The following is a 26,072-nucleotide window of genomic DNA, read 5'->3' on the forward strand; positions in this document are numbered from 1 at the left end:
AACCTCACTCACCTTCCCCGAGGGAAACAGCGCCGCCTGCGCGGCCATGCGCGTCAGTCGCCGGGTCCGGCGCTTGTCTCCAAGGTCCGCATGCCCGAACTCCTCCTCCGCCCACGCTTCCGCCGACAAGGCTGCCCCTGCATCCAACATCTCACTCGGTAAATGTCGTCAGAGGGGGGGAATGTACCGATCGGAGATGGGACCAATGCTCAGGCCCCTGGCTGGTCCGGGTCCAGGGGCGGATAGCCCCTGGTCGGGCCCGGGGTGAAACCCCGGCGCAGCGGCTCCAGAAGCGCTATTTCGCTGCTTTCGCCTTGACGTGTTTGTCCAGGAAATCGACCATTGCGGGGAACGCGACGAGGCGGTTTTTGCGCTTGGCAATGCCGTGGCCCTCGTCCTCGAAGGTCAAGAGTTCGACGGGCAGGCCGCGTTTCTTCACGGCCTCGGCGATCTGGCGCGCCTCGCCGATGGGGACGCGTGGATCGCGGGTGCCGTGCACGACCATGAGCGGGACCTTGATGCGGTCGACCTTGTGGATGGGGCTCACGCGGTCGAGGAACGCGCCGTCCTTTGCCAGCGAGCCATATTCGGCCTCGCGCAGGGCCCGGCGATAAGGCGCGGTTTGCTCGAGGAAGGTGCGAAAATTGGCGATGCCCACGATGTCGACGCCGGCTGCCCATTGATCGGGGTAAAGCGTGAGCCCGGCGAGAACCATGTAGCCGCCGTAGCTGCCGCCGAGGAGCGCGATCCGCGCGGGATCGACGTCGGGGCGCGCTGCGATGAATTTGCCGACCTCGGAGAGATCACGGACGGAGTCCTCGCGCTTCTCCTTGTCGTCGAGGTGGGCGAACGACTTCCCGTATCCCGTCGAGCCGCGCACGTTCGGCATCGCCACCGCATACCCGGCGAGCGCGAGCCATTGCACGAGCGGGCTGAAGTTTGGCTGCGCCTGGCCTTCGGGACCGCCGTGCACGGAGATCACGACGGGCCGCTTCTCGCCGGCCTTGGGGGGCGTCTGGTAATAAAAAAACGAGATCGCGCGGCCGTCGGAGGACTTCATCGTGACGAGCTCGGCCGGGACGAGCTTCGACATGTCGATGCCCGCGTGGTGACTCTTCGTCGCGCGCGTCACCGCGCCGGTCGCGACGTCGACACGGTAGACCTCCGTCGGGAGGTTCGGGCGCTCCATGCTGACGAACGCCGCGTTGCCGGCTGGATCGAGGTCGAGGCTGTTCACCACGCCGCCGAGATCGGTCTTCTTTTTCGCGACGACCTTCCGCTTCGCGTCGAGCGTCACGACGTGCACCTCCTCCACGCCGTCGACGTTGACCGTGAGCACGGCGATGTCCTCGGGCTGACCCGCCGCCGCGTTGGCGCTCGCGTACGCGGGGACGGTGATGTCCTGCACGTCGTGGTCGAGCTCGAAGACGGGCGTGATCTTGCCCGTGGCCACGTCGAGCGCGACGAGCGAGAGGAACTCGCGGCCACGATCGGTGAGCACGAGCAAGGACTTGCCGTCCCGCGTGAAGCGCGGCGAGAGCCAGCGCTCGTCACCCTTGTGCTTCGTGAGGAGTTTTTTCGTCGTGGTCTTTGCGTCGATGAGCCAGAGATCCTGATCGAAGCCGGAGCGGACCTCGAGGACGACGACACGATCGCCGCGGAAATCGGCCACGGCGTGGCTGCCCGAGAGCTCGGCGACGGGCTTCTTGCCGAACGTCTCCTTCTTCGCGGGCAGCGCCTCGACGTAGAGGTCCATGTCCTTGCCGTTGCGCGCGTTCGAGGTGAACGCGATGCGCTTGCCGGCGTCGTCGAAGACGGGGAGCGTGTGCTTGACCTTGGGCGCGTCCGTGAGCGCCTGCGTGGCCTCGGGCTTGTCGCCGGCCGCGAGATCGAGCCAGTGGATCTGATCGTTCTCGTCGCCGCCCTTGTCCTTGAGGAACACGGCGCCCGCGCCGCCGGGCGCGATGCGCAGGCCCGAGACACGATCCGGGAACTTGGTGAGCTGCACCGAAGCCTGCGGCTCGGCCGTGGGCGCCGCGTCGAGCGAGGCCGAGAAGATCTGCATCGTGCCCGGAGCGTCCGAGAGGAACAGGAATTTTTCGCGGCCGAGCGCGCGCGCGCCCGTCGAGCGGTGCACGTCGAGCAGCTGCTCGAGCGTGATGCCCGACGAAAGCGCGGCCTCGGCGGGAGGCTCGGGCGCCTGCGGCTGCGAGGGCTCGAACGCGGGAGGGACGAGGGCGCCCGGAGGGACCGGCACGGGCTTCGGCGGCTCGGGCGAGGCACAGGCAACGAGGCCCGTGGTGAGGAGGAGGGCGAGACGCGGGAGGCGCATGCGCGCGATGCTACCAGACGCGGCGCGATCAGAAACGGCCGACGAGGCCGAACCCGGTCGGCGTGACGAACGGCTGGACCGAGACTTCGGAGGACTCGGAGGACTCGGCAGGCGGGTCCGGCGGCTTGCCGAGCAGGAGCATCGCGAGCCCGGCGCCCGCGGCGAGGATGCCGGCGCTGCCGACGATGTCGCCCGCGAGCGCGAGCCTTCGCGCCAGCGCGGCCTCGGGGCCGTCTTGCACGGGGGCGTCGGAAGCCTTTTGAACACCAATCAATCCGACCGTGAGCCCGGACGCGAAGGCGACGGCGCCGCCCGCGAGGAGAAAGATGGGCGCGACGGGCTTTTCGGGCACGATCGGCGGCGTGCCTCCGCCGGGCGGTTTCACGGGTCCGGGTCCGGGTCCGGGTCCCTTCGGGGCGATGCGCACGAGCGTGACGGTGACCGCGGTCTGTTCGCCCTCGCCGACCTTCGCCTTGGTCGTGGCCTCGCGGTAGCCCTGGGCGCGCACGACGATGGTGTGCTCGCCGGGATCGACGATGCGCGGCACGCCGAGCGCCGCTTGCGGGACCTCGGCGCCGTCGACGCGCACGCTGAGCGCGGGCGGTGCGGCGGGGGCGATGCGGATGTCGAGCCGGCCGACGCGTTTTTCGAGTGCGATGATCGCGTCACGCGCGGGCTGCTCGTACGGCTTGTTGGCTGCGTTCTGCAGATCCGCCTCGACGAGGAAGGCGCGGAAGCTCTCGAGCGCCTCGACGAGCCGGCCGATCTCGCGGTTCGCGACGCCGAGGCTGTAGAGCGTGAGCGGCGCGCGCTTGAGGGCGAGCGAGCGCATGTACCGCTCGCGCGCTTCGGCCCAGCGCCCCTCCTGCGCGAGCTTGGCGCCGTCGCGGAAGAGGTCGCGCGCGGCGGCGACGTCCGCAGGGCTCTGCGCGTGCGCGAGCCCCTGGCAGAGGAGCGTCGCGGCGAGGACGAGGGAGGAGACGAAACGCCTCGGGATCACGGTCAAGGACGGTAGCGCTCCCCCGCGGAGATCAAGGTGACGTTGTCGAGCCCGCTCCAGAGGATGATCTCCTCGCCGGTCCAGACGGCGACGCCGTTCTCGTGATCGGCCATCGAGGGCCAGGTCGGGATCACGCTCCACTGCGCGTTCGAGACGTCGTAGGAGGCGCCGTCGGTCGCGATCTTCTGCGCCGTGTCGAGTCCACCCGCGAGGACGGCGTGCGGGCCAGCGTAGCCCGTCACGCCCGTCCGACCCATCGGCGCGGAGCGCTTCGTGTTCGCGGTCGTGGAGCTCCACACGTCGCTCATCGGGTCGTAAATCGCGGCGTCATCGAAGGCAGCGCCGGCCACGTCACGCCCGCCGTACACGAGCATCGTGCCGTTCATCCACACGGTGAACGCATCATACCGCGCGGCGGGCGCGTTCTGGGTGGAAAGGCTGCGCCACTTGTTCATCACGGGATCGTAGCCGAAACCCTCGCTCGACGCGCCGGAGCCGAGGGGGCGGCCGCCGAAGAGGAGCATCTCCGTGCCGGACCAGACCCAACCGGTGTTCGTCCGGGCGTTCGGCGCGCTCGCGGTGCTCATCGAGCTCCACTTGTTCATGGCCGGGTCGTAGAGCGCGCCGCCCGCGATGGGCGAGCCGCCGCTGCTGCCGGCCCAGATGAGCACGCGGCTGCCCGTGAAGAACGCGACGGGCGCGCGCCTTCCGATGGGCGCGATGGCGACGGGGCCCCACGTGTCGGTCGCGGGATCATAGAGCTTGCCGGTGTTCAGCGCGGTGGAGCCGTTCGCAGGGCCGCCGCCCCACACGAGCACACGCTCGCCGGTCCACACCGCGACCGCGTCGACGCGCGGCTCGGGCGCGTCCGTGCCGGTGATCGCCGTCCACGTGTCGGTCTTCGGATCGTAGAGCGCGCCGTCGCCGAGCGCGCCCTGCGCGTTCTGGCCACCCCAGACGAAGAGCTTCGTGCCCGCCCACGCGGCCGCCGCGCGTTGCCGCGGCGCGGGCGCGTTCGTGGTGCTCATCGACGCCCAGCCGGACTGACACACGCCGTCCATGCACGCGTGCCCCGCGAGACAGTCCTTGAAGCACGCGCCGCAGTGCTGCGGGTTCGAGTCGAGGATCGCGCAGACATCGCCGCACGCCTCCGTTTGCCCGCTGCACTGAAGGACACATGCGTTCCCGATGCACTGATGATCGGCGGCGCAATCCGCGGTCTCGCAGCACGCGGCGCAGCCCGCGTCGCCGCAACAGCGCTCGCCGGCCGCACACGCCTGCCCGCAGCCTCCGCAGTGCTCGACGCTCGTCGCGGGATCGACGCACGCGTTCTCGCAACACGCCTCGCTCGCGGTGCATAGCCCGCTGCATGGCGGGGCGCCGCCGCCTCCCTCGTTCCCGGTCCCGCCCATGCCCGTGCCCGTGCCCGTGGCCGCGCCTCCGCCGGTGTTCCCGAGAGGTTTGCCCGTGAGCTCCGACTCCGCGAGCAACGAGCACGCGACGGGCGCGAGCAGCAGGGGAAGGAGGAGCGTGAGCGGCGTGCCGCGAGCGTTCATGAGCTCAGAAGTTGGGTTCGGTGGGGACGGGCATGTTCGGGCCCTTGTTGCCGCCGGGGTGCTTCGAGACGTTCGGCGCGTTCGTGCCGGGCGTGGTGGCTCGCGAGGGCGCGTCGCTGCTCGCGCTCGATGCAGGCGCGGCGCTCGGGGGCGGCGCCGCGGAGGGCAGCGCATCCCGCGAGGACGCCGCGGGCTTCATCGCGGCCTCGCTCGGCAGCGGCGCGGTGAGGGCCTGAGGTGCGCGCGCGCTTGCCGCGCCCTGCGTGGAGTCGTCTCCGGTCATGTAGATCCACGCGCCCGCGGAAGCCGCGCCCACCGCGAGCGCGAGCGGCCCGATCCACAGCGCGGCCGAGCGTCGCTCGGGCGGGCGCGTGCTCGTCGTCGGCGAGGGGACGCTCGACGGTGGGCGAATCGGACCGCTCGTCTCGGCGTCGGCGTCCGCGTTCTGCGCCGCGGGATCGGCCGCGTCGTAGGTGGGCAAGGGCGGCGGCGTGAGCTCGCGCTCGGAGATCATGCGCGGCCGCGGCGACGAGGGCTGCAAGGCGGACATCGGCGGCCGATCGGAGAGCGGCCGGTGCTCCTCGGGTTCGAGCCAGTGGGCGCGGAGCGAGTTGCCCGCGGCGTCGGTCTCCACGCCGTGGCTCTGCGCCCACCCCGCGAGCGCGGCGCCGAGCTCGCGCATCGTCTGCCAGCGATCGTCGGCCTCCTTCAGGAGACCTCGTTGCACGATCGACCAGAGGTCCTCGTCGTCGACCTCGTGCACGGACCAGGGTTCCGGATCACGCAGGAGGATCGCGCTGAGCAGCGCGTTGTAGTTCCCGCCGTCGTACGGCTTCACGCCCGTCGCGACCTCGTAGAGCATCACGCAGAACGCCCAGATGTCGGTGCGGTGATCGACGTCGCTGCGTCCACACGCTTGCTCGGGCGACATGTAGTGCGGGCTGCCGAGGATCACGCCGGCCTGCGTCGTCGTGCGTACGACCTCCTCGTGGTGCAGCTTCGCGATGCCGAAGTCGACGATCTTGGGCACGACCGCGCCCCGATCGTCGGTCACGAGCAGGACGTTGTCGGGCTTCAGATCGCGGTGGACGATGCCCTTCGCGTGCGCGGCCGCGAGCGCGCTCGCGACGGGCAGGAGCGTGCGCACGGCGGCCGCGGGCGAGAGCCTGCGCCTGCGCGCGATCGTCTGTCCGAGCGACTCGCCGTGCAGGACCTCCATCACGATGAACGGGTCCTTCTGCTCGGTCGTGCCGAAGTCGAACACGCGCACGATCGAGGGGTGCCCGATGCGCGCTGCGGCCCGCGCTTCCTGCAGCAAGCGCTGCGACGCCTCAGCCGTGGCGAAGTCGCGGCGGATGAGCTTGACGGCGACGTCGATGTCGAGCGTGAGGTTTTTCGCGAGCCACACCGCGCCCATGCCACCTTCGCCGAGGACCTTCGACAGCCGGTACTTGCCGGCGATGACGTCACCGGCGAGGTAGGTCGTGGCGGGCGAGGCGTCGGGCGTGGAGCGCGGCGGGATGGAGCGCGGCGACATCGATCGCGGCGCGTCCTGCGTGTCGGCGATGGCGCGGGCCTCTGCCTCCGAGCGCGCGGGGTTTTCCTCTGCGCCCGTGATCGCGGCCTCGCTCGGCGGTCGAGCAGACGCGGGCGGGTTTTGGGACGAGGGCGGCATGAGGAAGCGAAAGGGGCGCCCGAGCCGGGCACGCGGATCCAGCCGAACTATACCGCTCCCGGCGGACTCTCCACAACCCTCGCCGAGATCCGGGGCTTACGGGTTCTCCGAAGGCCCCGTGAACGCGCGGAAATTCGGCCAGAACGTGCCCGGGCGCCGTCCCGGGGCCGGAGGGCCTCGGCGCTCAAGGTCGCAGGTGATCGAGCAGGCCCGCGAGGGAAGCGAGCGCAAACACGAGGCCGAGGGCGTACAGCGCCTGGAAGGTGGCCGGCACCGTGGCCTCGAGCGCCGAGAAGCCGAAGCGCTTCTTGCCGCGCGGCGCGTAGAGCCCCTCCCACTCGCGCGTGAAGAGGCGGTAGCTGCCGACGAAGCGCCGTCGCTCCATGCGGCGGAGCTGGCGGTAGCGCCAGTCGACGAGGTCCTCGTACTGCAAGATCGTACGCTTCCACAGACGGCATGCGAGCATGCCGATCAAGAAGAGCGGGATCGTCACGAACGCGAGGCGCGTGCCCGTGAGCGCGAGGTCCTTGATCAGGAACGCGACGACCGCGGACAGGCCTGCGTTCACCGTGAGGAACGTCTGCGTGGTGCCGCGCCTGCGCTCGACGAGGCGCTCGGTGCTGTCGAAGAGCAGGCGGTACTCGTCGAAGGCGTCCGTGCGCGCGGGCGCGTGCGACGCGTCCACCTCGGCGAGGATCTCGTGCACGACGTGGCGCTCGACATCCTGCGCCGAACCCTCGTCGAGCTCTTCGAGCCCGCCACGCGCGGGCAGGACGTCGGCGCGCAGATCGACGAACGGGGCGAGCGCGGGGCGATCGACCGCGACGATCAGGAGCTTGTCGGTCACCTTGGTGAGCGCGGGGACGAGCTCTTCGGGGGCGCCGATCTTGCCGGCGGCGAAGCTGCGATCGACGAAGAGGACGATCGCGGCGGCGGTCTTCGCGGCGCGGCTGAACGAGCGGGCGGGATCGGCGCTGTCGTCTTCCTCGGGCCAGCGCCTCGGGCGGAGGCCGCGCTCTTCGAGGCGCTCGGCGATGCGGGAGGCGCGGCCGTGCTGGCTCGGGGCAGCGACGACGAGGACCTCGGCCGGCGGTGCGTCGTGCATGATGGCTCGGCGCATCAAACCAAGAGATCGCACGTTTGAACAGCATTGAATTGTCGCCTTCGCGGCGGCGAGGGCAGATGACGGGCGTCCGGCGTTCGGATATCGTGTTTCCACGAAGGCGGGCGGCCTCCCGCATGGCGGCCGGAACGCCGTCGGGGCCGGGCGCGAGCCGGCTTTCTTATTTGGCAGGAGGACGAACGATGAGCGGGTGGACGAAACGCGGCGCGCTCGTGGTGGCGACGATGGGGGCGCTTTCGACGATCGGTATCGCGTCGTGTGCACTGACGGATTACCAGCCCCCGACCGCGAATACCACCTCGTCGACCGGCGGAGCGGGCGGCACGGGCGGTACGGGCGGGATGCCCGGCCCCGGGGGCCCGGGCGGGATGGGCGGAACGGGCGGAATGCCGGGGCCCGGTGGCCCTGGAGGAGGCGGCGGCGAGGCGTGCGGCGAGGCCAGCCAATGCCTGCCGGCTGTGCCCTTCAAGGACGGCTGGATGGGGCCTTACTGGGGCATGCCGACGAACTGGCAAAAAAACGCGGGGGCCTGTCCGGACAACAGCCTCCCCGAGATCTTGTACGCGGATCCCTCCAAGCCCGAATGCCTGCCGTGCGAGTGCACGATCAACCCCGGAGCCACGTGTGTCGGCGCGAAGCTGTCGTGCTGGGCCGATGGCTGTGAGATGGGGACGCCCACGACGTACGACAATGGGTGCATCTCGGGCGGGAACATGCCGGGCGTCCTGTTGCTCGGATCCTCCGATTGCAAGGTAACCGGGACCTACGGGGTTGTGGCGGCCGATAACCAAAAGCCCTGCTCGGCGTCGGGAGGCACGCTCGTGAACGGGAACGCCTGGGAGATGAACGTGCACCTTTGCCCGATCGCGGCTACCTCCGCCTGCGACAGCGGGGGCGCGTGCGTGACCGTGCCGACCGGCAACTACAGCGATTACGCGTGCATCAAGAAGGTCGGCGCGGAGACCGCCTGTCCGACGGGTTGGGAATTCTCGAAGGTGGCGTACGAGCAATTCGACGATCAGCGCTCGTGCCCGGGGTGCGGCTGCGTGGGAAGTGAATTGTATTGTGATGCCTCGAATGCGTTCAAGAAGACGGGGGCCGGTTGCGGTTCGGCGGGAAGCTCGATCACCAGCTGCACCGCGTTCAACTCGCTCGAAGCGGCCAACATCGTGCCTCCGAAGGTGACGGCCGGCGAGGGGTTCTGCCCGGCGGCCCAGCCCCAAGGCGAGGTGCACACGAGCGGACCCACCACGATTTGCTGCCACCAGCTCTTCTGACGGTTTTTCGCGGCGCCGGCCTCACTCCGCCGGCGCCTTCGCGCCGAGCGCCTCTCCCATGCGGCGGATCTCCGCCACCTTCGCCTCGAACGGCTCCCAGTCGTCGTGCGCGTCGATCGCGTGCCAGAGCGATTCGATTTCGTCGATGAGCAGCGAGCACGGGGCATCGCCCTGGAAATAGGGGTGCGCGAGCGCGTCGGGGCGGGCGGGTGCGTAGATCTCGAGCAGGCTCCGGAGCGCGTCGAATCGTTCGCCTTGGTAAAACTTGGCTGCTTCGCTCTCGCGGGCGCGCGCCTCGCTCTGGACGCCGCCGTACCAGTCGAAGAAGAATCGGTCGAAGGGGACCAGGCTCTCCTGTAGGAACAGCTCGATCGTCTCGACGAGGCTCGCGTCGACGTCCGGATCCGAGGGCAAAAGGCCGAGCCGCGCGAGGAACGCGGCCGCGCGCGCCTCGCGAAGCGTTGGCTCGAACGCGCGCACGGCGGGCGCGAACGCGGCCGACGGGGAGACGAGGCGCAAGGCATCGGCGAGGCGCGTCAGGTTGAGCGCCACCGCGCGCGGCTGCTGTCCGAATGCATAAAGGCCCGTATGATCGAAATAGGCTGCGATGAACGAGGGATCGAGCGTGGGCAAGAAGCGGTACGGGCCATAATCGAAGCTCTCGCCCGTGATGTTCATGTTGTCGCTGTTCAGCACGCCGTGGACGAACCCGGCCGCGGTCCACCCCGCGACGAGCCGAGCCGAGCGCCGCGCCACGGCCTCGACGAACCGCACCGCCGGATCCGGGCCGCCCGCCGCCTCCGGCACGTAATGGGTGATGCAGAAATCGAGCAGCTTTGACAAACGTGCCGTGTCCCGGTGATACGCGTGCCGCTGGAACGTACCGAACCGGATATGGCCGTGCGAGAGGCGGACCAGGATCGACGAACGCGTGGGCGAGGGTTCGTCGCCCCGGAACAAGGCCTCGTGCGTTTCGAAAAGCGAAAATGCCTTCGACGTGGGCACGGAGAGCGCTTCGAGCATCTCGGCGGCGAGCACCTCGCGCACGCCGCCCTTCAGCGTGAGCCGCCCGTCCCCGCCGCGCGAATACGGCGTCGTCCCGCTGCCCTTCGTGCCGAAATCGAGGAGTTTTCCGTCCTCGGGATCCTCGAGCTGTGCCAGGAGAAACCCGCGACCGTCACCGAGGTGCGGGTTGTAGACGTCGAACTGATGCCCGTGGTAGCGCAAGGCGAGCGGCGCGGGCAGGTTCGACGGCAGCGGCTCGAGGCGCGCGAAATGACGGTCCCACTCTTCGGCGTCGAGCTCGCCCAGGCCGAGGCGGCTGGCCCAGCGCTGGTTGCGGAACCGGAGCGTGCGGGTCTGGAATCGAGCCGGGGTGACGACGTCGGCGAAACCGTCGCCGAGCAAGGAGATGCGAGGCGCGGGGCGGTAGCGGGGGGTGATCGGCATGGGCACGGGGGTTTGGGGGCGTAGCTCGGCTCATCCGAGCGTAGCCTCCCATCGGTAAACGGGAGTCCTCTAAGGCACCTCGGCACCGCTGACCAGAGGAAGCGAGCCATCGGGAGCATGACGCCCTCGGTTGCGGCGGCTGGCCGCCTTCCCTTAGGATGCCCCCTGATGTCCTCCTACGATCCGCCGTTGCTCCTCGGTCAACCCGAGGACGCGCTCGCCCAGAGCTCCCTGGAAGGCCTGCCCTTCGATGCCCTCGTCCTCGTCGCGCCCTCGCCCGTGAGCTCGCGCGCGACCCTCACAGGCCCCGTGTCCGCAGCGCTCGCGTGCGCCCTCAAGGCCGACGCAGCGCTCGATCGAGGCCCGCGGCTCCCCGCGGTGATCGCGGCGCCGGCGCTGCCGGGCGGTCGGCTCGTGGTGGCGCCGATGGGCCCGCTCGCCGAGGACACGGACGACGTGCGTAGCGTCGCGGAAGCGGTGGCCGCAGGGACGAGCCGCGCGGTGGACGCGGGCGCGACGCGGCCACTCGTGTGGGTGCAAGCGCCCGCGGGGCCGCGGTTCGCCCGCGCGCGGGAGGTGGCGGCGCTCGCGGCGCTCGGCAGCCAGTGGGCGCCCGTCGAGGCGCGGGAGGCAGGCAAGGCGCCGCGCACGGCCGAGGCCGTGGGCATGGTGGGCCTCGACGAGGCGCGGGTCCGATCGCTTTCGGCGATCGATCACGGGCGCGCGCTCTGCCGCGACATCGCCGGCACGGAGCCGGAGCGCATGTCGCCGCGCAGGATCGCCGAGCTCTGCGAGATCGCGTTCCGCGGCACGGGCGTGAAGGTCGACGTGGAGCACGACGTGTCGAGTTATCCGCTGCTCGCCGCGGTGGCGCGGGCTTCGATGGGGGTCGAGCGTCACCGGCCGTGCGTCGTGCGGCTCTCGTACACGCCCGAGGCGCCGGCGTCGCGTACGCTCGTGTTCGTGGGCAAGGGCGTCACGTACGACACGGGCGGCGCCGATCTGAAGACGGACGGGCACATGGCCGGGATGTCGCGCGACAAGGGCGGCGCGGGCGCGGTCGCGGGGCTCGTGCTGGCGGCGTCGCTGCTCAAGGTGCCGGTGCGCGTGGTGGGGCTGCTCGGGCTCGTGCGAAACAGCGTGGGCGACGAGGCGTTCGTGAGCGACGAGATCATCCGCGCTCGTTCCGGCGTGCGGGTGCGCATCGGGAACACGGACGCGGAGGGGCGGCTCGTGCTCGCGGATCTCCTGGCCGAGGCGAAGACGATCGCGGAGCGCGCGCCCTCGCCGACCTTGTTCTCGATCGCGACGCTCACGGGCCACGTGTATCGCGCGTTCGGGCCGTACGTCGGCGCGATCGGCAATGGCCCGGCGCAGCGGGCGGGGACGCTGGATCTCCTGGATCGATTGGGCGAGGCGTGGGGCGAGCCGGTGGAGCGATCGCGGCCGCGGCGGGAGGATTATTCGTTCGTGGCGCCGCGATCGAGCGCGGAGGACGTGGTGAGCTCGAACCGGCTCGCGTCGGTGAACACGCCGCGCGGGCATCAGTTCCCGTTCGCGTTCCTCGACATCGCGTCGGGCCTGCGGGGCGATCGGATCCCGTTCGTGCACCTCGATATCGGGGGCGTGGTGGTCGATCCGCCGGATTGGCAATTCGGACGACCGACGGGGAGCCCGGTGGCGATGTTGACGGCGTTTTTGGGGCAGGCGGCGGAGTAGACGAGCGCGCGCCGGCGCGGGGGGGATGTAAACGCACGTTCACAAGGACCCTGGAGCGGATGGAGGTTGGGTCCGAGCGCGGCGGGAGAGCCGAAGGGAACCTCGGAGAACGGTTCTGATCACTCTGACCCGGGGTCGCCAACCCCGCGGATCTTGGCTGGATTTCGACGGATACGGGAGTCCCCCGCCGCGAGTGTGGTGCCCTTTCCGCCGCCCTTTCCTTCGTGGGGGCCCGCTCGGGGATCGTCGCGTCGATCGGACGGGGGCCCAGCCGAGGAGCCAGCTCGGGGATCGTCTCGTGGAGCGGACGGCACTCCTTGAGCCCCAGCTCGGCCGCCGTGCGTGCGGCACGCCGGTAGCGGTTGATCATGTCGCTCGACTTGTGCCCCGTTCGGTCCTGCACCCACGCCTCCGTCCGTCCTTTCGCGAGCGCGAGCGTGACGAACGTGGCCCGCGCGTCGTGAAGCCGAATCGGCATCCTCGCCTCCGTCCGCGCGAACAACTCCGGCCGGCGAATGCCCGCCAGCTCCAGATGTCGACGGAACCGGCCGGCAGCATCACTGATGCTGAGCCCCTGTCCCGTCCGCGTTCCTTCGTCGTACACGAACACGAGCGCGTCCCCTGACACGTCCAAGCCTCTGGCTGCGCAATGGTCTCGCCACGCGCGCAACGCAGCAACCACCCCGGGCGATAGTGCCCACGCACGGGGCTCGTCCGTCTTGTTTACATCGAGCACGACCGCCCCGAGGTCCAGGTTGATGTCAGACCACTTCATGTGAAGGGCTTCCGATCGCCGCATCCCCTCTCGGTGAAGGAAGCCATAGAAAATGCGCCACGCCAGTATAATTTCGGCGCAGCCCAGCAACATTGCATCCTCCTCGGGATAGAGCCACCCCTTCGCTTTTCCTGCCTGATACCGCGGTACGAATCCCGGCGGGAGCGGGTTCGCGGCGATATGGCGCAGTGGAAGGACCGCCAACGAGCAGATGCGATGCATGAGTTGCGCGACCGAGCGACGCGAATTTGGAGCAAGCTTCGCTGGCAAGCTCCGCATGACGGCTTCCGCGTGGTCGAGCGAGAACTTGTCGATCGCCACGTCCCCGACCATGGGATAGACATACCTGCCGAGCCAGTAGCTGTCGCCTTTCGCGGCCCGCCTTCGTTTGACCCGGTCGGGATGAAGATCCGCCAGCTCGCCGCTCGTCCACCGCTTGCCGATTTGCGCGATCGTCGGCGTCAGGTTTTTCTGCACCACCTGCCCCGACGCGATCATGTCAACGGCCTTGCGCACCTCGTCCAGTGCCTTGCCGTCACGCATTGCGGCGCGCTTGATGATGTCTGGCGCAATGTCGTCCCTACCGCACTTGCGAAGCTTCGCGGCCAGCTCCGCCAAAATCGCTCGGCGAGCGAGGGCACTTGCCTCATCCTTGCAGGTTTCGAGCATGAAGCTCTGCCGCTTCTTCGTTCCGATCGTGAGCCGCGCGAACCACTTGCCGCGCCGCTCGTACACATTCCCCGTTGCTACCCTGGGCATGATGAACCTCCGGCCCTTGCCGCTCGGCCGGCATAGCCGGCCAAGCGAGGCTGGGCGTGCTGGAAACGGCTCACGCGAGCCGAGTCCGGAGAACGCGGCACCGTCGCCGCGCCCCGGCGAGGGCCCATGGCGGCATCGCGCACGGTGTCAAGCGCGGGCTGTCGCCAGAGCGGCACGTCGGCTGCTTAAACCGGGGCCTATGGTCTTGGCGAGCGAGCACGTCCCGCAGCTCGTCGCGACGTTTCCGTCAGTCCGACCGCTTCCAGGATTTCGCCTGCACTCTCGCCCTCGAGCTCGCCCGCTGCGTCGGCGATGGGCGGCGGCGGCGGCGCTGCTCGAAACGCACCCTGCTCGACCCATGCCACGAAAGCGGCGCGGTTGACGATTCGGAGCTTTCCGAGTCGCGTCACTGGCAGCGGAAACCCGGGCGCACGCACGACCTCCAGAAAGACCCTCGGAGGGATGCCGGTCATCGCCTCGACGTTCCGCTGTGAGATGGTGTCGGGCGGCGGAGCCGTGATCCGGAGTGCGTTCGGCGGGATGGCCAACGTCGCCATGATGGTTGTCGTCGACTCGGCGCGAGAGTCCGACATGTCGCCCTCCTTCTAAGGATGCCGTCCCGGGGCTCTGGGGCCCACCCGATCGGACGGGTCTTCATGCTTATCACGAAATTGAGCACCAAAGCAATCGATTTGATGAGCAATAACGATGGGTTGAGCGAGCCGACTTCTGGCACTGGTTATGGATTGTTTGATGCGGTCGGCGCGCTTCCGCCCCTTGATTGACCGCGGTCTGGACCCGCAACCGGCCACCATCGCACCCACATTTCGCTCGGATTGCGAACTGCTCCGCGTCGATTGTCGAGACATCAGCGGTAGTGCCGCGTCAGGGGGTGCAAAAAGTGGATCGAAAAGTGGCCTATGCTGAGGGCTGACCCCTGGAAATGAAGGGGCTCGTGACGGGACGGCACAAAACTCCCGGGGAACAGGAGCCTGACATTCCGAGCTCCAAGCGTTTCCGGTGGTTTGCTCTTGCCGGGCGCGTGGTGTTCACCTCGCCCATGTGGGTCCTCGCCGTGAAAACGACCAGAAGCGCGCTCGTCGAGCCCCTCATGATTCAACAAAAAGTGGATCGAAAAGTGGCCCTGCCGGGTTGGCGGCAGCCGTGAAACAGTGGTTTCTGAGCGGGCCCCTCGCAAAATCTCCGTGGAAAAGTGACTTTCCTTTGCCGTGGTGCGGAGCGTGCATAGGCCTCTTCTCCCGGTGCGAATGGACCCCGACCCGGGCTTGTCCGGTGATGTGCGGCACGCATGGCATCTTGTTCGCGCAGTCCATGGGCGGGCTGATCGCGCTCCGAGCGGCAGGTGCGATCGCTCGTGCTCTCGGTCACGTCGGGCGGCATCGACGTCCACGCTCTCGGTGCGCTCGACTGGCGCCGAGAGTTCGCGGCTCAGAACCCGCACGCCCCGCGTTGGTTTCTCGATGCGCGAGAGGATCTCACGCCGCGCCTGGGCCAGATCGCGGTCCCGGTTCTCTTACTCTGGGGTGACGCCGATCCGATCAGCCCGGTCGCCGTCGGGAGGCGCCTGACCGAGCTCTTGCCCGACGCCGAGCTCGTGGTGATCCCCGCCGGGACTCACGAGCTCGCCTCCGAGCGCGCGAGCGAGGTGTTGCCTCATGTCGAGCGTCACCTGCTCAAGCCTCGAAAGTAGCGCGCCTATGTGCAGCTGTGGCGCCTCAGCTGCCGAACGACAAGACCGCCTCCAGAATCAAGAGCCCCAAACCGATGACCCAGGCAGGGGCGAAGCCGAGCCTCGGACCGTTACCGGGCAGAAGGTACCGCTCCGTCGAGCGGCCCATCCCCCACCGCGTCCGAATGGCGACATCACCACCCGCTATCACCACACCGCCCGCGACGAGCGCCGAACCTCTGGCATCGAGCGGGAGAACGCCGGTCAAAGACTCCGACACACCGAACCCGACGAAAAGCCCGACGATGAGCAGCAGCGTCCCGAGAGTCGTCCCATGACCAGACATGCGCTGATTCTACAGCGTGTACGCGTCGTCTCAAACGCACCTGGCGTCGCTAGCCCGATCCGGTAGCCTGACTCTTGGCGCATGAAGACGATTCGGACCGTCCGAAACTGTAAGGTTCGCATGAAAGTCGTGTGTCCGCGGACCTGGGACGAGCTCGCGCCCATGGGACGAGAGAGCGTGCGGCACTGTTTCGAATGCGGTGAAGACGTTCACTTCTGCGTCACTGACGAAGAAACATTGGCTCACGCGCGCCAGGGTCACTGCATCGCGCGTGAAGAACCGGCTGACAGCGAATTGCCGCGCATGGTCATCGGGCGACCCGCCGAGCCGATCGTCCCGACCGCGGAGCAGCGCTCCGCCCAACGCTGGCGAGCTCGAGAACGCGGTATCACTACGGTCCTCGACGGGCGCCTCGACGCCTCGCGCAACTGTCCTCGCTGCGGCTATCCCGTGCAGGCTTCTCGGAAGAGCTGCTACGTCTGCCCTCACGAGCTCGGCCGAGCGGAATAGGGTCCGCTCAGCGAGCGTCTTCGAAACCATGCGCAGCCGTTCGTCTCTTCTCGCGCTCGGCGCCCTCATGACCTGCTGCTCTCACGGCGGCCCGCCGCCTCCACGAGAGGCCGCCTCGAGCTCGCCCAGCGCCTGCGACGAGCTCCCGTTGTTTCGCGTCTACGAGGAGCACGGTGCCTCTCATCGACGAAGCGCTCACCGACTCGAGCTCGATCTGCCGGTGGATCTCCACTCCCTCGATTGTGGAGCGCCCGACAGCTACGGACACGAAATGACGCTCACGCTCGAGCTCGGCAGCGTCGCGGATCGTTGCGTGATCGAGGAAGCGTTCGCGGTCGGAAAAGCCTACGGTCCCCCTGGCTTCCCGTCGGGTTCCTGGAAAAACACCTTCACGGTAACCGGCGCTCCAGATCTTGCGTCCGCCGATCTGCAGCAGGTCGAGCTCCGAGATCCGACCCGCCGGGAGGCGCTCCTGCTCCTCGGGACCAGTTACTACTTCTACGCGGGCGTCGTCGACGGAGGTCGATTGAAGCCAGAGCTCATACCCGAGGAGGCGAGCGACTGCTGCTACGGCTTCACGAGCGCCGAAGCACTGCGCTGGTCGTATCCGAGCCCCTGAACGGACCGATCTCTCATCGAGATCAGCCGTATCTCGATGGTCTCCGCGTCAGCGCTTAGGGCAAATAACCAGCCAATTTCACCCTCGAGCAGGAACCGTCGCCCCGCCGCCCCCCCGCCGCGGCCGTATCCCCGACTACGGCATGATTGCGACATGTGTTCGCCATCGATGTGACAGCGTGTCCGAAGTGTGCGAGCACGATGCGGTGGCGAAACGTTACGCTTACACCGGATGCGATTCGCGAAGGGTTGGCCCGCGCGGGGCTCTCGGCGCGTGGACCGCCGATGCGTAAGCGTGTGCCCCTGGGGCAACTCTCGCTGCCATTCCCGAAAGCGCACCGGCTCCGGTGGCGTCGTCCACATCGAAATGCTCACCGAATAGAGGTAACTGCAAAGGCGCTCGGGGTGGCGCGACGTTCGGCGCTGCCGATGACCGTGCCGACGAAACGACTTCTCTTCGCAATGCCGCATTCGGCGCGAGCACGCCGTGAAACCGCACCATATGAAAACGCGGCGGCGGCACCATCGCGCATACCCGAGCGAGAAAATCGTAGGGATCCAGCACGACGCACCTCGTCCCGTCGCGCCACACTTTTTTCAGCTCGTATCGGACGTTCTCGCCGACGAACCCGAGACGCTCCGTCGCGACAACGTGAGCCGCGTAGGCTTCACCTCCGCCCCGCTCTTCCCCGCGTTGTACGTGAAAGCTACGCCACCTGAACGCTTGCGACTCCGACTCGGGTGCCGAACGGCTGCGTGGCCGAGAGAGCGCCGCGCCGCGAGGGCCGTGTTTTCGTCCCGGACCCGGGCGAGCAGGCCCATGACGACCTCGACGAGCTCATCGATCCGGCCCTCCTCGGCCATCGACAGGGCTTCGAGCGCACGTGGGCGAGGTCCTGGGGAGCGTTTGTCCGCGGGGAGGCCATGCGCGCTCTGGGAGCCGGAAGGGGCGGCCTGATCACTGCGGCGATGTGCTCGCGCTTTAGTCGTCCAAGATCAACGTCCTCGCCAGATCCTTCGCCTTCAGGTCGGCGAGCGCGTCCTCGGAGGCCTGGGCCACGACTGGGTCGTCGGACGCGGCTTCGAGGAAGGCGAGTGCACATTCGTCCTCGACGCCCTTCCGGAGCGGATAGTGCCAACCGAGGTAATCGAAGGCGGTGACGGTGTTGATGTCGTTGGGGTTGCTGATCAGGTTGGCCGGATCGGAGAACAGCCCGGGACGGGTTTTTACTGGGACCTCAAACGACTCGACGAGCTCGCCTACAGCGAAAACGTCGTCGATCTGATGGTGCGCACCATCGCCCGCCTGCCGCGAACCACGCAGGAAGCCCTCCGCCTCGCCGCCGCCATCGGGAGCGAGTTCGACCTCGGCGTGCTCGCCACCGTGCTCGTCCCGTCGGCCGGGACCGCGACGATGCTACCAGGCTGAGCGAAGTAGCCGTGCCCTGCACGGCGCCGCTTGCGGAGGCGGAGCCAGCTCGTCGAGCACCACGATGGCGCGGTCGTACGCGGCGCGGAGGCGCGCCGCGATCGCGGGGCGCTTCTCGGGCGGAGCGAGCGAGAGGAGCATGAGGCCCACGTCGAGCAGCTCGCGGGGCCACGCCCACTTCGCCATGAAGGCGATGAGCCGCTCCAGGGCGTCGTCGCGCCGCCCGGCGAGCAGCAGCAATCGCGCGATTTCCATCGAGCGCCGACCCATGGACGGCGCTTCCGGAGCTCGATCGAGCTTCAGCGCCTCGTCGAGGCGACCGACGGCCATCATCACCGTCACGCATTCCCCCCACCACGCCTGGCCCACGCCCAAGCGCTCCACCACGTCGTCGAAGATCTTGCTGCTGCGCTCGCGATCGACGGCCGCGAGCTTCACCAGCAACCGCGAAAGCGACCGCATGCGCTGCCGCACCTGCATGAGGCCCTGCGCTTCGGTCGCGGTGAGCTCCCGAGTTGTGCTCTCGAGCCTCCGCTCGTCCGTGGGCGTCCACTCCGGGGAGACGTCCTGCGCGCGCGCTGTCCAGTCGATCTCGAACGACGCGGCGGCGGCCTGGTCGAGGGTCGCGCGCGCCGCGGCCACCTCCGCTTTGCTCTCCGCCACCTTCTCCTCGAGGCTCGCGGTGAGCAGCGCCAACGCGGACTCGGGATCTCCGCTCGCGGCGAGGGCATGGGCCGCGACGACCGGCCCCCGCTCCCACTCGGCGTACGTGATGAGGCAATCCTGGTAGGACGTCTCGAGCTCGCGGATGCGCTCCTTCGTGGCGTTCACGTCCACGGGCGGCAGCTCGCCGAGCGCGATGAGGGCGAGCGTCCGGTCGTCGCCATCGATCTTCGGAAGCAGCGCGCGCGCCATGTCGATCTCGCCGGCCGCGATCATCTCCTCCATGAGATCCGGCACGGCGCCGCCCTCCACCTCGTCGAGGCGCGCTTCGAGATCGTTCGCGATCGCACACGCGCGGAACGCGCCCCGGCGCGCGAGCGACTGGGGCTTTTCGATGAGCTCCTCGCTGGACCAGAGCCACCCGAACGCGGGGTCTGTGTAGCCCTCGCTTTCCTCCGGCGTGAGGTAAGACCACAGCGCGGCCGCGAGCAGCACGCGGCCCTCGCGGGCATCGCGCCCTTCGTAGGGGGTCCTCTCGTCGTACGACCAGACAGCGCGCGAATCGCCGATCCAGCGATCCTCCTGGTACTTCGAGATGGGCCGGCCCGCCTCCCGCATGAGGCACGCGAGCCATGCCTTCGCCGCCGCGGCGAAGATGGTGGGCGGCAGGGGACTGATGCGGGCGACGGCGACGCGCGCGACGACGTCGTCCGAAAGGCCGCCGCGCAGGAGGAGAGCGATGTACGAGAGCGCGGGATCGCGGGTCAGCGCCGTGGTGAGGTCATTGTCCCACCGGCGGTCGACCGACGGATGCCGGCGGTACGCCGCGAGCAGCACCTCGCGGGCGAGCGCCTCCTCGCCGGCGCCGGCCAAGGCGCGCGCGGTGATATCGGCCATCCCGGCACGGGTGCTCCGGGAGGCCAAGCGCGCCGCGAGCGCGCCGGCGCCGACCGACACCAGCGCGGGCCCCAGCTCGATCGGGAACATGTTCGGTACGCAGCAGAGGATCGCCGTCGCGAACGCGCGCTCCCACGCCGCCACGTGCTCCTCGATCGACTTCGCGTCGTCGGGCCGGGGCGGCGCGCGCCGGCGTTTCTTCCAGTCGAGCGCGACCTCCACGGTCCGCTCGCTGCGCCCTTCGGCCGCGAGACCGGCGCGCTTCAGGGCGGCCACGACGCGCTCGACGATCCGGCCGTGCGCGCTGTCGTCGTCCGCGATCGCGCCGCCGCACTGCAAGCCGAGCGGGCCTCCGGAGGCGACGTCGTCGAGCATGCCCCAGTGAAAGTAGACATAGCCGCGCACCGCGGTGCCGCGGGCCTCCTCGTCCATCATCTCCGCCTTGATGGCCGGGATCGCGCAGCTCGTGCAGCACCAGAAGCTCTGGCGCGCCACGACGCCCTCGGCTTCCAGCGCGGCGAACGCGCTGTCGAGGCGATCGCAGTCGGTGGTCTCGGGCCACCCTCGCTCTTCGATCGCGCGCTTCTCCAGCGCGGCCGCGAGCGCCGCCCGAACCACGGGCTCGCCGTGATCCGGGAACTGCTCGGTGGCATCCTCGACGATCCGTTCGTCGTCCGAGTACCCGAGGTGGAGCTCGCGTGCGATCATCGCGTCGAGCTTGGAGGGGACGTCTCGATGGCCGAGCATGGCGCCTGGTCGCACGGGACTCTGGACGCCGCAAGAACCGGATCGGCACGACGTCGAACCGCGCGACGCGGGCGGCGCCCACGTCGTATCCTGGCGCGATGACGCCCGTGGAGATCACTGTGCTCGACGGCGCCGCCGCGGGCCTCTTGCTGCGCACCGACGCGCCGGTTCGGATCGGCAGCGATCCGGCCTGCGAGATCGTCCTCCCCGACCCGGGCGTGGCCCCGGTCCACGTGATCCTGGAGCCGGGCGACCCCGGGTGGAGCCTGCGCTCCACGCCCGGCGTGCACGTCGCCGTGCTGCTCGATCGCAAGGGCGGCGGGCCTGCCCACGCCGCGTCGCTGTCGACGTTCGCGTTCCTCGACGTCGGGCCGGTCACCCTGCTGTTCCACAAGCTGGGCGGCCTCTACATCAGCGCGCCGACGATCCACGAGGCCGCGCGCGGCCTGCCCTCGCGATCCTCGGAGGCCGCTCTCCACACGATCGCCAAGCTGTCGCGCGCCCGCGCGGCGCCGGCCATCGCGATGATCGACGACGATCGACTGCTGGTCGCCGGCGGGGAGCCGCCGATGCGCGGGGAGCCGTTCGCCAACGCCGACGTGGTGTCGCTTTCGGCGCGCGAGACACGCGAGATCCCGCTCCAGGTGGCGCGTGTCGCCCCCAAGGCCACGCGGCTCGGCGACGGGCGCGTGGTGATCGCCGGCGGGGGGACGGACACCGTCGAGATCCTCGATCCGTGCACGCTCACGACGGCGCGCGCCGCGTCCATGCGCGCCGCGCGCACCGGCGGCGCGGAGCTCCTGCTGCCCGGCGATCGGGTGCTGGTGCTCGGCGGCCAGCACGAGCGGAGCCCGCACGTGGCCGAGCTCTACGACGCCGCGCGCGACACCTGGACGCCGATCCCCGGACCGCCGCTCTCCCGCGTGGTCATGGCGCGCCTCGACGCGCGCCGCTTCCTGATCGCGAACGATCGCGGGTTCTTCGCCCCCCTGCCACCCACCGCGTACTTCGTGCTCGACACCGAGGCCTTCACCTTCGAGCCCATCGCGCCGCCCGCGCGCCCGCGCCGCACCCCGTTCCTGGTCTCGCTGGGCGAGGGGCGAGCGCTGGTGGTCTCGGGGCTCCCGTCCTCCGGGCCGGGCGTGACGCGTGAGGTGGACGTGTTCGATCTCGCGACCCGCTCCTTCACGCCGACCGGTGATCTGCGCGCGCCGCGCATGTACCCGGCCACGGTGGCGATCGACGGGGGCCGCGTGCTGGTGATCGGCGGCGACAGCGCCTACGTGGGCGTCTACAGCGCGGAGGTGATCGACGTGGCGCGGGGCGTGTGCTCCGGCCTGCCGGCGTTGCGCAAGGGCATGAAGCCGACCGGCGCGCTCTCGCTCGGCGACACCGCGGTGGTGGTGGGCCTCGAGGACGTCGCCCTGGCGCGCGGCGAGGCCTGGCCGCCTCCACCATACGGCCGGCGCGCGGCCTCCCACGGCGGCATCACGTTCCGTTCCGCGCTCGCGTGGGGGCCGCGGGGCCTGGAGCACGCCGAGGTGTGGAGCCCGCGACCCGGCGGCGCCGCGGTGGCCGCGCTGTTCCGCGGGGTGGCCCCCTACTGCGGCGACGTCGGCGCCGACGTGTGCCGCTGGGTGCTCGGCGAGCTGCTCGCCGAGCCCGCCTACGGCGCGCCGCTCCCGGTCGTGACCGCGACGCCGCCGCTCGGCGTCCGCCACCGCCACCACCGCTGGACCTCGCACGTCCTGGATCGCGCGCCGCTGCCCGCCGATCCGCTGGCGCTCCCCGAGGCGCTGGCGGCGCGCATCGACGCCGCGCTCGCCGCCATGAACGTCGCCGACCCAGCCTTCGACGCGCTCGCCGAAGGCGTCATCGCCGCCGTGGTGCCGGGGCTCGTGCGCCTCGTGCGCCGCGGGGCTGCGCGCGTCTACCGGGTGCGCGGCGGGCAGGCGTCGATCGCGGTGGACGAGCACGGCGTGATCGAGGACATGCTCGCGAGCGGCCAGATCACGAAGGAAATGCTCGAAGGAGAGGGGGGCGCCGAGATACGGAAGCTCCTCGGCAACGCCTCCGCCTCATGCTTCGGACGCACCAAGCGAGCCCAGCCGGCGTTCGACATCGCGGTCGAGCCGGGCGACCGGCTGGTGCTGGTCCCCTGGGCGGTGCGCAAGGGGGTGAGCGACGCCGAGCTCGCGGCGGCGGTCGTCGATCCGTCGTTCGCGGCGCTGACCGCGTGGGCGGAGCGAGAGGAGCGCGGGTATGGAGTGGTGTCGATCCGCGTGACTGCCTGAGCGTCTGGAAAACGCGAGTCTCCATCTCGCCACCGCTGGCTATCGACGCCGCTCTCCGCGCCTCGCCGGCAGGTAGGCGCCGCGGGGAGGGGGCGCTTCGCCTGCGTGAGCGGGCGGAGGTGCGCGCCCGATCGCGACCGCGGTCACGGTGTCGGTCGACACGACGTTGCCAGTGCAGGGGATGCGCGCGTTCGAGGTGGTGGGCCCCGACGCGCTGACGTCCGTGGAGGCGTCGTTTTACCTGCGCAAGGCCGCCCTCAAAGGCAATGTGTCCGAGCAAGCTTTTCCTTCCCGAGGAGAGCAACGGCGTCGACCTCCACGTCGAGGAGGCGATGAAGACGCACGGAAAGCTCTGCGAGAACGTGCCGGGGGCCTGGTTCGCGTCGGAATCGTCGACGCCCGTGCAATGTGATGCGAGTGTGGGCGTCGTGGATCCATTCGCTTCCAGCACCATTCCGGTGGCCGCGATCGGCGATGCCGGCGAGTGCCGCAGGGGACGGGTAGATTTGTAAACTGAGTTGCGAAAACGGAACGCGTCGACGGGACCGCGTCGATTTTCTGTTACCTCTCGCTTCCCCGCGCATTGTTTGTAGGCATGGGATCGTCCAAATCCGATTACGCCGCCGACGCGCCGAGCTCCTCGGCTTGCGGCTCGATGTCCGGCGCATCGTCCGGAGCGACAAGGCGCGCACGCGCGACTCCGCGGACGACAAGGAACAGCAGGTGATCGCCAATGCGCTCGGCGACCTCCCCAACTACGCCCCGCACCCTGACGGCATGAAGCCGTGGGTCGTGGCGATCGCGCGGAACGTGATGGGGACAGCGCGCCGGATCACTCGCCGGCACCAGCAGGTGTTCGAATCCGACGCTGGGCGCGTGGCCAAGTTCGCGACATCGGAGCCCTCGCCCGAGCGCGCGGCGCAGTTGAAGCAGGCCCTTCACAAGGTGATGGATGCTGTCGGAGACCTGCCCCCCTCCCAAGCCGCGGTCTTGTGGATGGTGTGCGTCCAAGGGCATTCGCACGACGAGGCCGGGGCGAAGCTGGGAATCTCCGAGGACGCGGCGAAGATGGCGCTCTCTCGCGCGCGCGACACGTTGCGGGAGCGTCTCGGCGACGAACTCTTCTCCGTCCCGCCTCCCCTGCTCGTGCTCTTCGACTGGTTTCAGCGACTCGGCCATCTGTGGGCCTTGTTCATGGCCATAATGTTCGCGTCGCTCGCGCTCTCGCCGCGTGGGCCTGACGACGTGGCCGCGGGTGCGGCGCGCGCCGTGGCAGCGTCCGCCACGGACGTCGCGCACGCGGCGGCGGACGCCGCGGAGCCAGCGTCGTCGTTCGAGCACGCTGGTTCACCCGTGCCCGTCATGGAGCCACCCACGCCGAAGAAGCAGACGCACACGCCGCACACGCCACGTCGTCCCCTGGTCGACAGCGACAAGCAAGGCCGCCCCACGAGCGGTTTGTCCGCGGACCCGAAGGGTTCGTCCGCGGACACGTCCCACTAGGATCCGAGCCTCCGAGTGTGCTAATAATCGAGCCCCATGCGCGCGATCGTGTGCTGTTCGATCTTGCTTCTCGCGTCGCCCGCGGCGCGGGCGCAGAGCAGTCTCCCCAGCGCCACCGACGAGAGCCCCGAGGCGGACGTGGAGCTACGGTTCCAGGCGTTCGCGCAGCTCGCGGACCGCGAGCGCGCCGCGGGGCGGCTGCGGGAAGCTGCCAAGGCGTACCGCCAGGCGCTCAACGTGCGGTCCGATCCGCTCGTCTCGGGGCGTCTCGGGCTCGTGCTGGTCGAGGGCGGCAGGCCCGAGGATGCCGCCGAGCTGCTGCTCTACGCGCTCCATCAGGCCCCGGCTACGACGCCCGCGGAGCGTGCAGAGCGCAGGCGTTTCTTCGAGGCGCACGAGGTGGCGCGCGCTCATGGCTCGTGGGTCGAGATATTCGTCTCTCACGCGGGCGCGCGTGTGACGGTGGACGGCATCGATCGGAACGATGCGGGGCGTTCGGCCTTCTGGACGTTCGTGGCGGGAGGAGAGCACGAGATCCGGGCGACCCTCGACGGCTTCGAAGAGGCGGTCGTGAAGTTCACGGCCGTGAAGGGGAAGGACATGAAGGTTTCCGTTCCCCTGACGGCGCGCAAGGTGGAGGAGGAGCCGGCGGTCTATGTGCCGGAGAAGGACCCGACCGCGACTTTGTCCGCTGTGGTCTCCGGACCGGGTTTCACGAAGCAGGAGGACCCGTTCGCGTACGACGACCAACCCAAGGAAGCCCACGCGGGCGAGAAGAAGGGGTTGCGCGGATTCGTGGGGGCGGGTCCGGTGGTGGTGTTTGGCGTGGCGTCGTGGATGCCGGCCGTGGGGGCGACACTTGCGGGAGGAGTGCAGCCCAACGATTATGTGTCGCTCGGATTGGAGGCTCGTGCGGCATGGCTGACCACGGGCGTGGCGGACCGCCCAATCAGTGCGATGACAGCGGGCGGCATCGCGAGTGTGTGCGGGCACTACAAGTGGATCTTCGGCTGCGCCCTCGGGCATTTGGGCGTAATCACTGTCGACTTCGCAGTACAGAGCTTCAAACCGGCCAATTTTTCGGCAATCAAGCCCGGCGCGGGCGCGCGCGTCGGCGCGCACGTTCGAGTCACGGAGTCATTTGCGCTCCGCGCGGAAGCTGACGTTCTCGGTCTGTCGAGCGGCGTTCAGGTGGCCGTTGGATCGACGGTCGTCTCCGATCAGCCCCCGGTCATGATCGGTGTGCAGCTTGGTGGAGGTTGGGAATTTTGAAGATGCAAAAGCTTTTTATCTGCTCGGTCGCTTTGGGCCTCGGCGTGATCGCTGCCTCTTGCACGGCGCCGCCATCCTTCTTTCCTGGGGAGTGCGATCCAGACGCGGTTTTTCCCGCCCCTGAGTGCATCCCGGACGGGGGCGCGGATGCTGGCGATGCAGAAGCCGGTCCCACCGAACCCGACGCGGGTCAATCCGCGTGCCCCGGCCGGTGCGTCCCGGTTCCCAGCGGAAACGCCGGGTACTGGTCGGAGGTCGCGGTCTCTCTCCTCGTATACCCGTCAAACGCGATGGCAGCACCTCCGGAGTGTCCAGAGGGTGCCTCCGCGGAGAAGTGGCGCCTCCTCGCAGACCTCGACGCCCCTGCCGCCGCGTGCGAGCCTTGCGAGTGCGGCCCCTCGACCGGCGCGTGCAAAGCACTGCCGGAGAAGATGCAGA

The 26,072-nt window shown here is 69.4% G+C and carries 21 protein-coding genes and 2 pseudogenes; 11 read left to right on the forward strand and 12 right to left on the reverse strand.

Annotated elements, in window-relative coordinates:
• The 6 genes from KEG38_RS56315 to KEG38_RS52330 all read right to left on the reverse strand — a co-directional run.
• The coding region (locus KEG38_RS56315; protein ID WP_372518250.1) for an IS4/Tn5 family transposase DNA-binding protein at positions 1 to 150 on the reverse strand (150 nt) is incomplete at its 3' end.
• 145 nt (positions 151 to 295) lie between these two features.
• Positions 296 to 2,332, reverse strand: coding sequence for an alpha/beta hydrolase family protein (locus tag KEG38_RS52310; protein WP_272428459.1), 2,037 nt, complete (start codon positions 2,330 to 2,332; stop codon positions 296 to 298).
• 28 nt (positions 2,333 to 2,360) lie between these two features.
• On the reverse strand, positions 2,361 to 3,332 hold the full coding sequence (locus tag KEG38_RS52315) for a PEGA domain-containing protein (RefSeq protein WP_272428461.1): 972 nt from the start codon (positions 3,330 to 3,332) through the stop codon (positions 2,361 to 2,363).
• 2 nt (positions 3,333 to 3,334) lie between these two features.
• Positions 3,335 to 4,888, reverse strand: coding sequence for a Kelch repeat-containing protein (locus KEG38_RS52320; protein WP_272428462.1), 1,554 nt, complete (start codon positions 4,886 to 4,888; stop codon positions 3,335 to 3,337).
• 4 nt (positions 4,889 to 4,892) lie between these two features.
• Positions 4,893 to 6,563: a serine/threonine-protein kinase gene (locus KEG38_RS52325; protein WP_272428464.1), complete on the reverse strand. Its 1,671-nt coding sequence runs from the start codon at positions 6,561 to 6,563 to the stop codon at positions 4,893 to 4,895.
• Positions 6,564 to 6,747: 184 nt separating this feature from the next.
• Complete coding sequence (locus tag KEG38_RS52330; protein ID WP_272428466.1) at positions 6,748 to 7,683, reverse strand: RipA family octameric membrane protein; 936 nt, start codon at positions 7,681 to 7,683, stop codon at positions 6,748 to 6,750.
• Positions 7,684 to 7,868: 185 nt separating this feature from the next.
• On the opposite strand from KEG38_RS52330, the gene KEG38_RS52335 reads away from it, so the two are divergent.
• Positions 7,869 to 8,963, forward strand: coding sequence for a hypothetical protein (locus KEG38_RS52335; RefSeq protein ID WP_272428468.1), 1,095 nt, complete (start codon positions 7,869 to 7,871; stop codon positions 8,961 to 8,963).
• Positions 8,964 to 8,984: 21 nt separating this feature from the next.
• Here the strand turns inward: KEG38_RS52335 and KEG38_RS52340 are convergent, their stop codons facing one another.
• A complete protein-coding gene (locus KEG38_RS52340) occupies positions 8,985 to 10,412 on the reverse strand; it encodes a protein adenylyltransferase SelO family protein (protein ID WP_272428470.1) in 1,428 nt (475 codons plus the stop codon).
• 168 nt (positions 10,413 to 10,580) lie between these two features.
• On the opposite strand from KEG38_RS52340, the gene KEG38_RS52345 reads away from it, so the two are divergent.
• Entirely contained in the window at positions 10,581 to 12,131 is a 1,551-nt protein-coding gene (locus tag KEG38_RS52345) for a M17 family metallopeptidase (protein ID WP_272428471.1), read from the forward strand.
• A gap of 403 nt (positions 12,132 to 12,534) precedes the next feature.
• Here KEG38_RS52345 and KEG38_RS56320 read toward each other — a convergent pair.
• Positions 12,535 to 12,999 (reverse strand): annotated as a pseudogene (locus tag KEG38_RS56320) (tyrosine-type recombinase/integrase); the annotation flags it as partial.
• Between KEG38_RS56320 and KEG38_RS52350 the strand changes: the two are divergent.
• Complete coding sequence (locus tag KEG38_RS52350; RefSeq protein WP_272428473.1) at positions 12,940 to 13,701, forward strand: hypothetical protein; 762 nt, start codon at positions 12,940 to 12,942, stop codon at positions 13,699 to 13,701. The pseudogene KEG38_RS56320 and the gene KEG38_RS52350 sit on opposite strands and share 60 nt — an antisense overlap.
• 161 nt (positions 13,702 to 13,862) lie before the next feature.
• On the opposite strand, the gene KEG38_RS52355 is transcribed toward KEG38_RS52350, so the two are convergent.
• On the reverse strand, positions 13,863 to 14,258 hold the full coding sequence (locus KEG38_RS52355; protein ID WP_272428475.1) for a hypothetical protein: 396 nt from the start codon (positions 14,256 to 14,258) through the stop codon (positions 13,863 to 13,865).
• 63 nt (positions 14,259 to 14,321) lie between these two features.
• On the opposite strand from KEG38_RS52355, the gene KEG38_RS52360 reads away from it, so the two are divergent.
• Together KEG38_RS52360 and KEG38_RS55940 are read left to right on the forward strand one after the other, a co-directional pair.
• Complete coding sequence (locus KEG38_RS52360) at positions 14,322 to 14,450, forward strand: hypothetical protein (protein ID WP_272428477.1); 129 nt, start codon at positions 14,322 to 14,324, stop codon at positions 14,448 to 14,450.
• Positions 14,451 to 15,028: 578 nt separating this feature from the next.
• The gene (locus KEG38_RS55940) at positions 15,029 to 15,376 is read left to right on the forward strand and encodes an alpha/beta fold hydrolase (RefSeq protein WP_272428479.1); all 348 of its coding nucleotides are present in this window, start codon (positions 15,029 to 15,031) and stop codon (positions 15,374 to 15,376) included.
• Positions 15,377 to 15,401: 25 nt separating this feature from the next.
• Here KEG38_RS55940 and KEG38_RS52370 read toward each other — a convergent pair whose 3' ends face one another.
• Entirely contained in the window at positions 15,402 to 15,701 is a 300-nt protein-coding gene (locus KEG38_RS52370; protein WP_272428481.1) for a hypothetical protein, read from the reverse strand.
• A 781-nt stretch (positions 15,702 to 16,482) separates the two neighbouring features.
• On the opposite strand from KEG38_RS52370, the gene KEG38_RS52375 reads away from it, so the two are divergent.
• Positions 16,483 to 16,830, forward strand: a complete 348-nt coding sequence (locus KEG38_RS52375; RefSeq protein ID WP_272428483.1) for a hypothetical protein — start codon at positions 16,483 to 16,485, stop codon at positions 16,828 to 16,830.
• A gap of 432 nt (positions 16,831 to 17,262) precedes the next feature.
• On the opposite strand, the pseudogene KEG38_RS56450 reads toward KEG38_RS52375, so the two are convergent.
• Positions 17,263 to 17,466 (reverse strand): annotated as a pseudogene (locus KEG38_RS56450) (transposase); the annotation flags it as partial.
• A 495-nt stretch (positions 17,467 to 17,961) separates the two neighbouring features.
• Between KEG38_RS56450 and KEG38_RS52380 the strand changes: the two are divergent.
• On the forward strand, positions 17,962 to 18,258 hold the full coding sequence (locus tag KEG38_RS52380; RefSeq protein WP_272428484.1) for a hypothetical protein: 297 nt from the start codon (positions 17,962 to 17,964) through the stop codon (positions 18,256 to 18,258).
• Here the strand turns inward: KEG38_RS52380 and KEG38_RS52385 are convergent.
• On the reverse strand, positions 18,247 to 20,565 hold the full coding sequence (locus KEG38_RS52385; protein WP_272428487.1) for a DUF6891 domain-containing protein: 2,319 nt from the start codon (positions 20,563 to 20,565) through the stop codon (positions 18,247 to 18,249). The genes KEG38_RS52380 and KEG38_RS52385 overlap by 12 nt on opposite strands.
• A gap of 98 nt (positions 20,566 to 20,663) precedes the next feature.
• On the opposite strand from KEG38_RS52385, the gene KEG38_RS52390 reads away from it, so the two are divergent.
• The 4 genes from KEG38_RS52390 (at position 20,664) to KEG38_RS52405 (ending at position 25,634) form a co-directional block, all read left to right on the forward strand.
• On the forward strand, positions 20,664 to 22,859 hold the full coding sequence (locus KEG38_RS52390; RefSeq protein WP_272428488.1) for a hypothetical protein: 2,196 nt from the start codon (positions 20,664 to 20,666) through the stop codon (positions 22,857 to 22,859).
• Between the two features lie 266 nt (positions 22,860 to 23,125).
• The gene (locus tag KEG38_RS52395; protein WP_272428490.1) at positions 23,126 to 23,371 is read left to right on the forward strand and encodes a hypothetical protein; all 246 of its coding nucleotides are present in this window, start codon (positions 23,126 to 23,128) and stop codon (positions 23,369 to 23,371) included.
• A gap of 133 nt (positions 23,372 to 23,504) precedes the next feature.
• A complete protein-coding gene (locus KEG38_RS52400; protein WP_272428492.1) occupies positions 23,505 to 24,362 on the forward strand; it encodes an RNA polymerase sigma factor in 858 nt (285 codons plus the stop codon).
• 237 nt (positions 24,363 to 24,599) lie between these two features.
• Positions 24,600 to 25,634, forward strand: coding sequence for a peptidase associated/transthyretin-like domain-containing protein (locus tag KEG38_RS52405; protein ID WP_272428494.1), 1,035 nt, complete (start codon positions 24,600 to 24,602; stop codon positions 25,632 to 25,634).
• The last annotated feature ends 438 nt before the right edge of the window (positions 25,635 to 26,072 follow it).

It is taken from the genome of Polyangium jinanense (genome assembly GCF_028435265.1).
Lineage (GTDB): Bacteria > Myxococcota_A > Polyangia > Polyangiales > Polyangiaceae > Polyangium > Polyangium jinanense.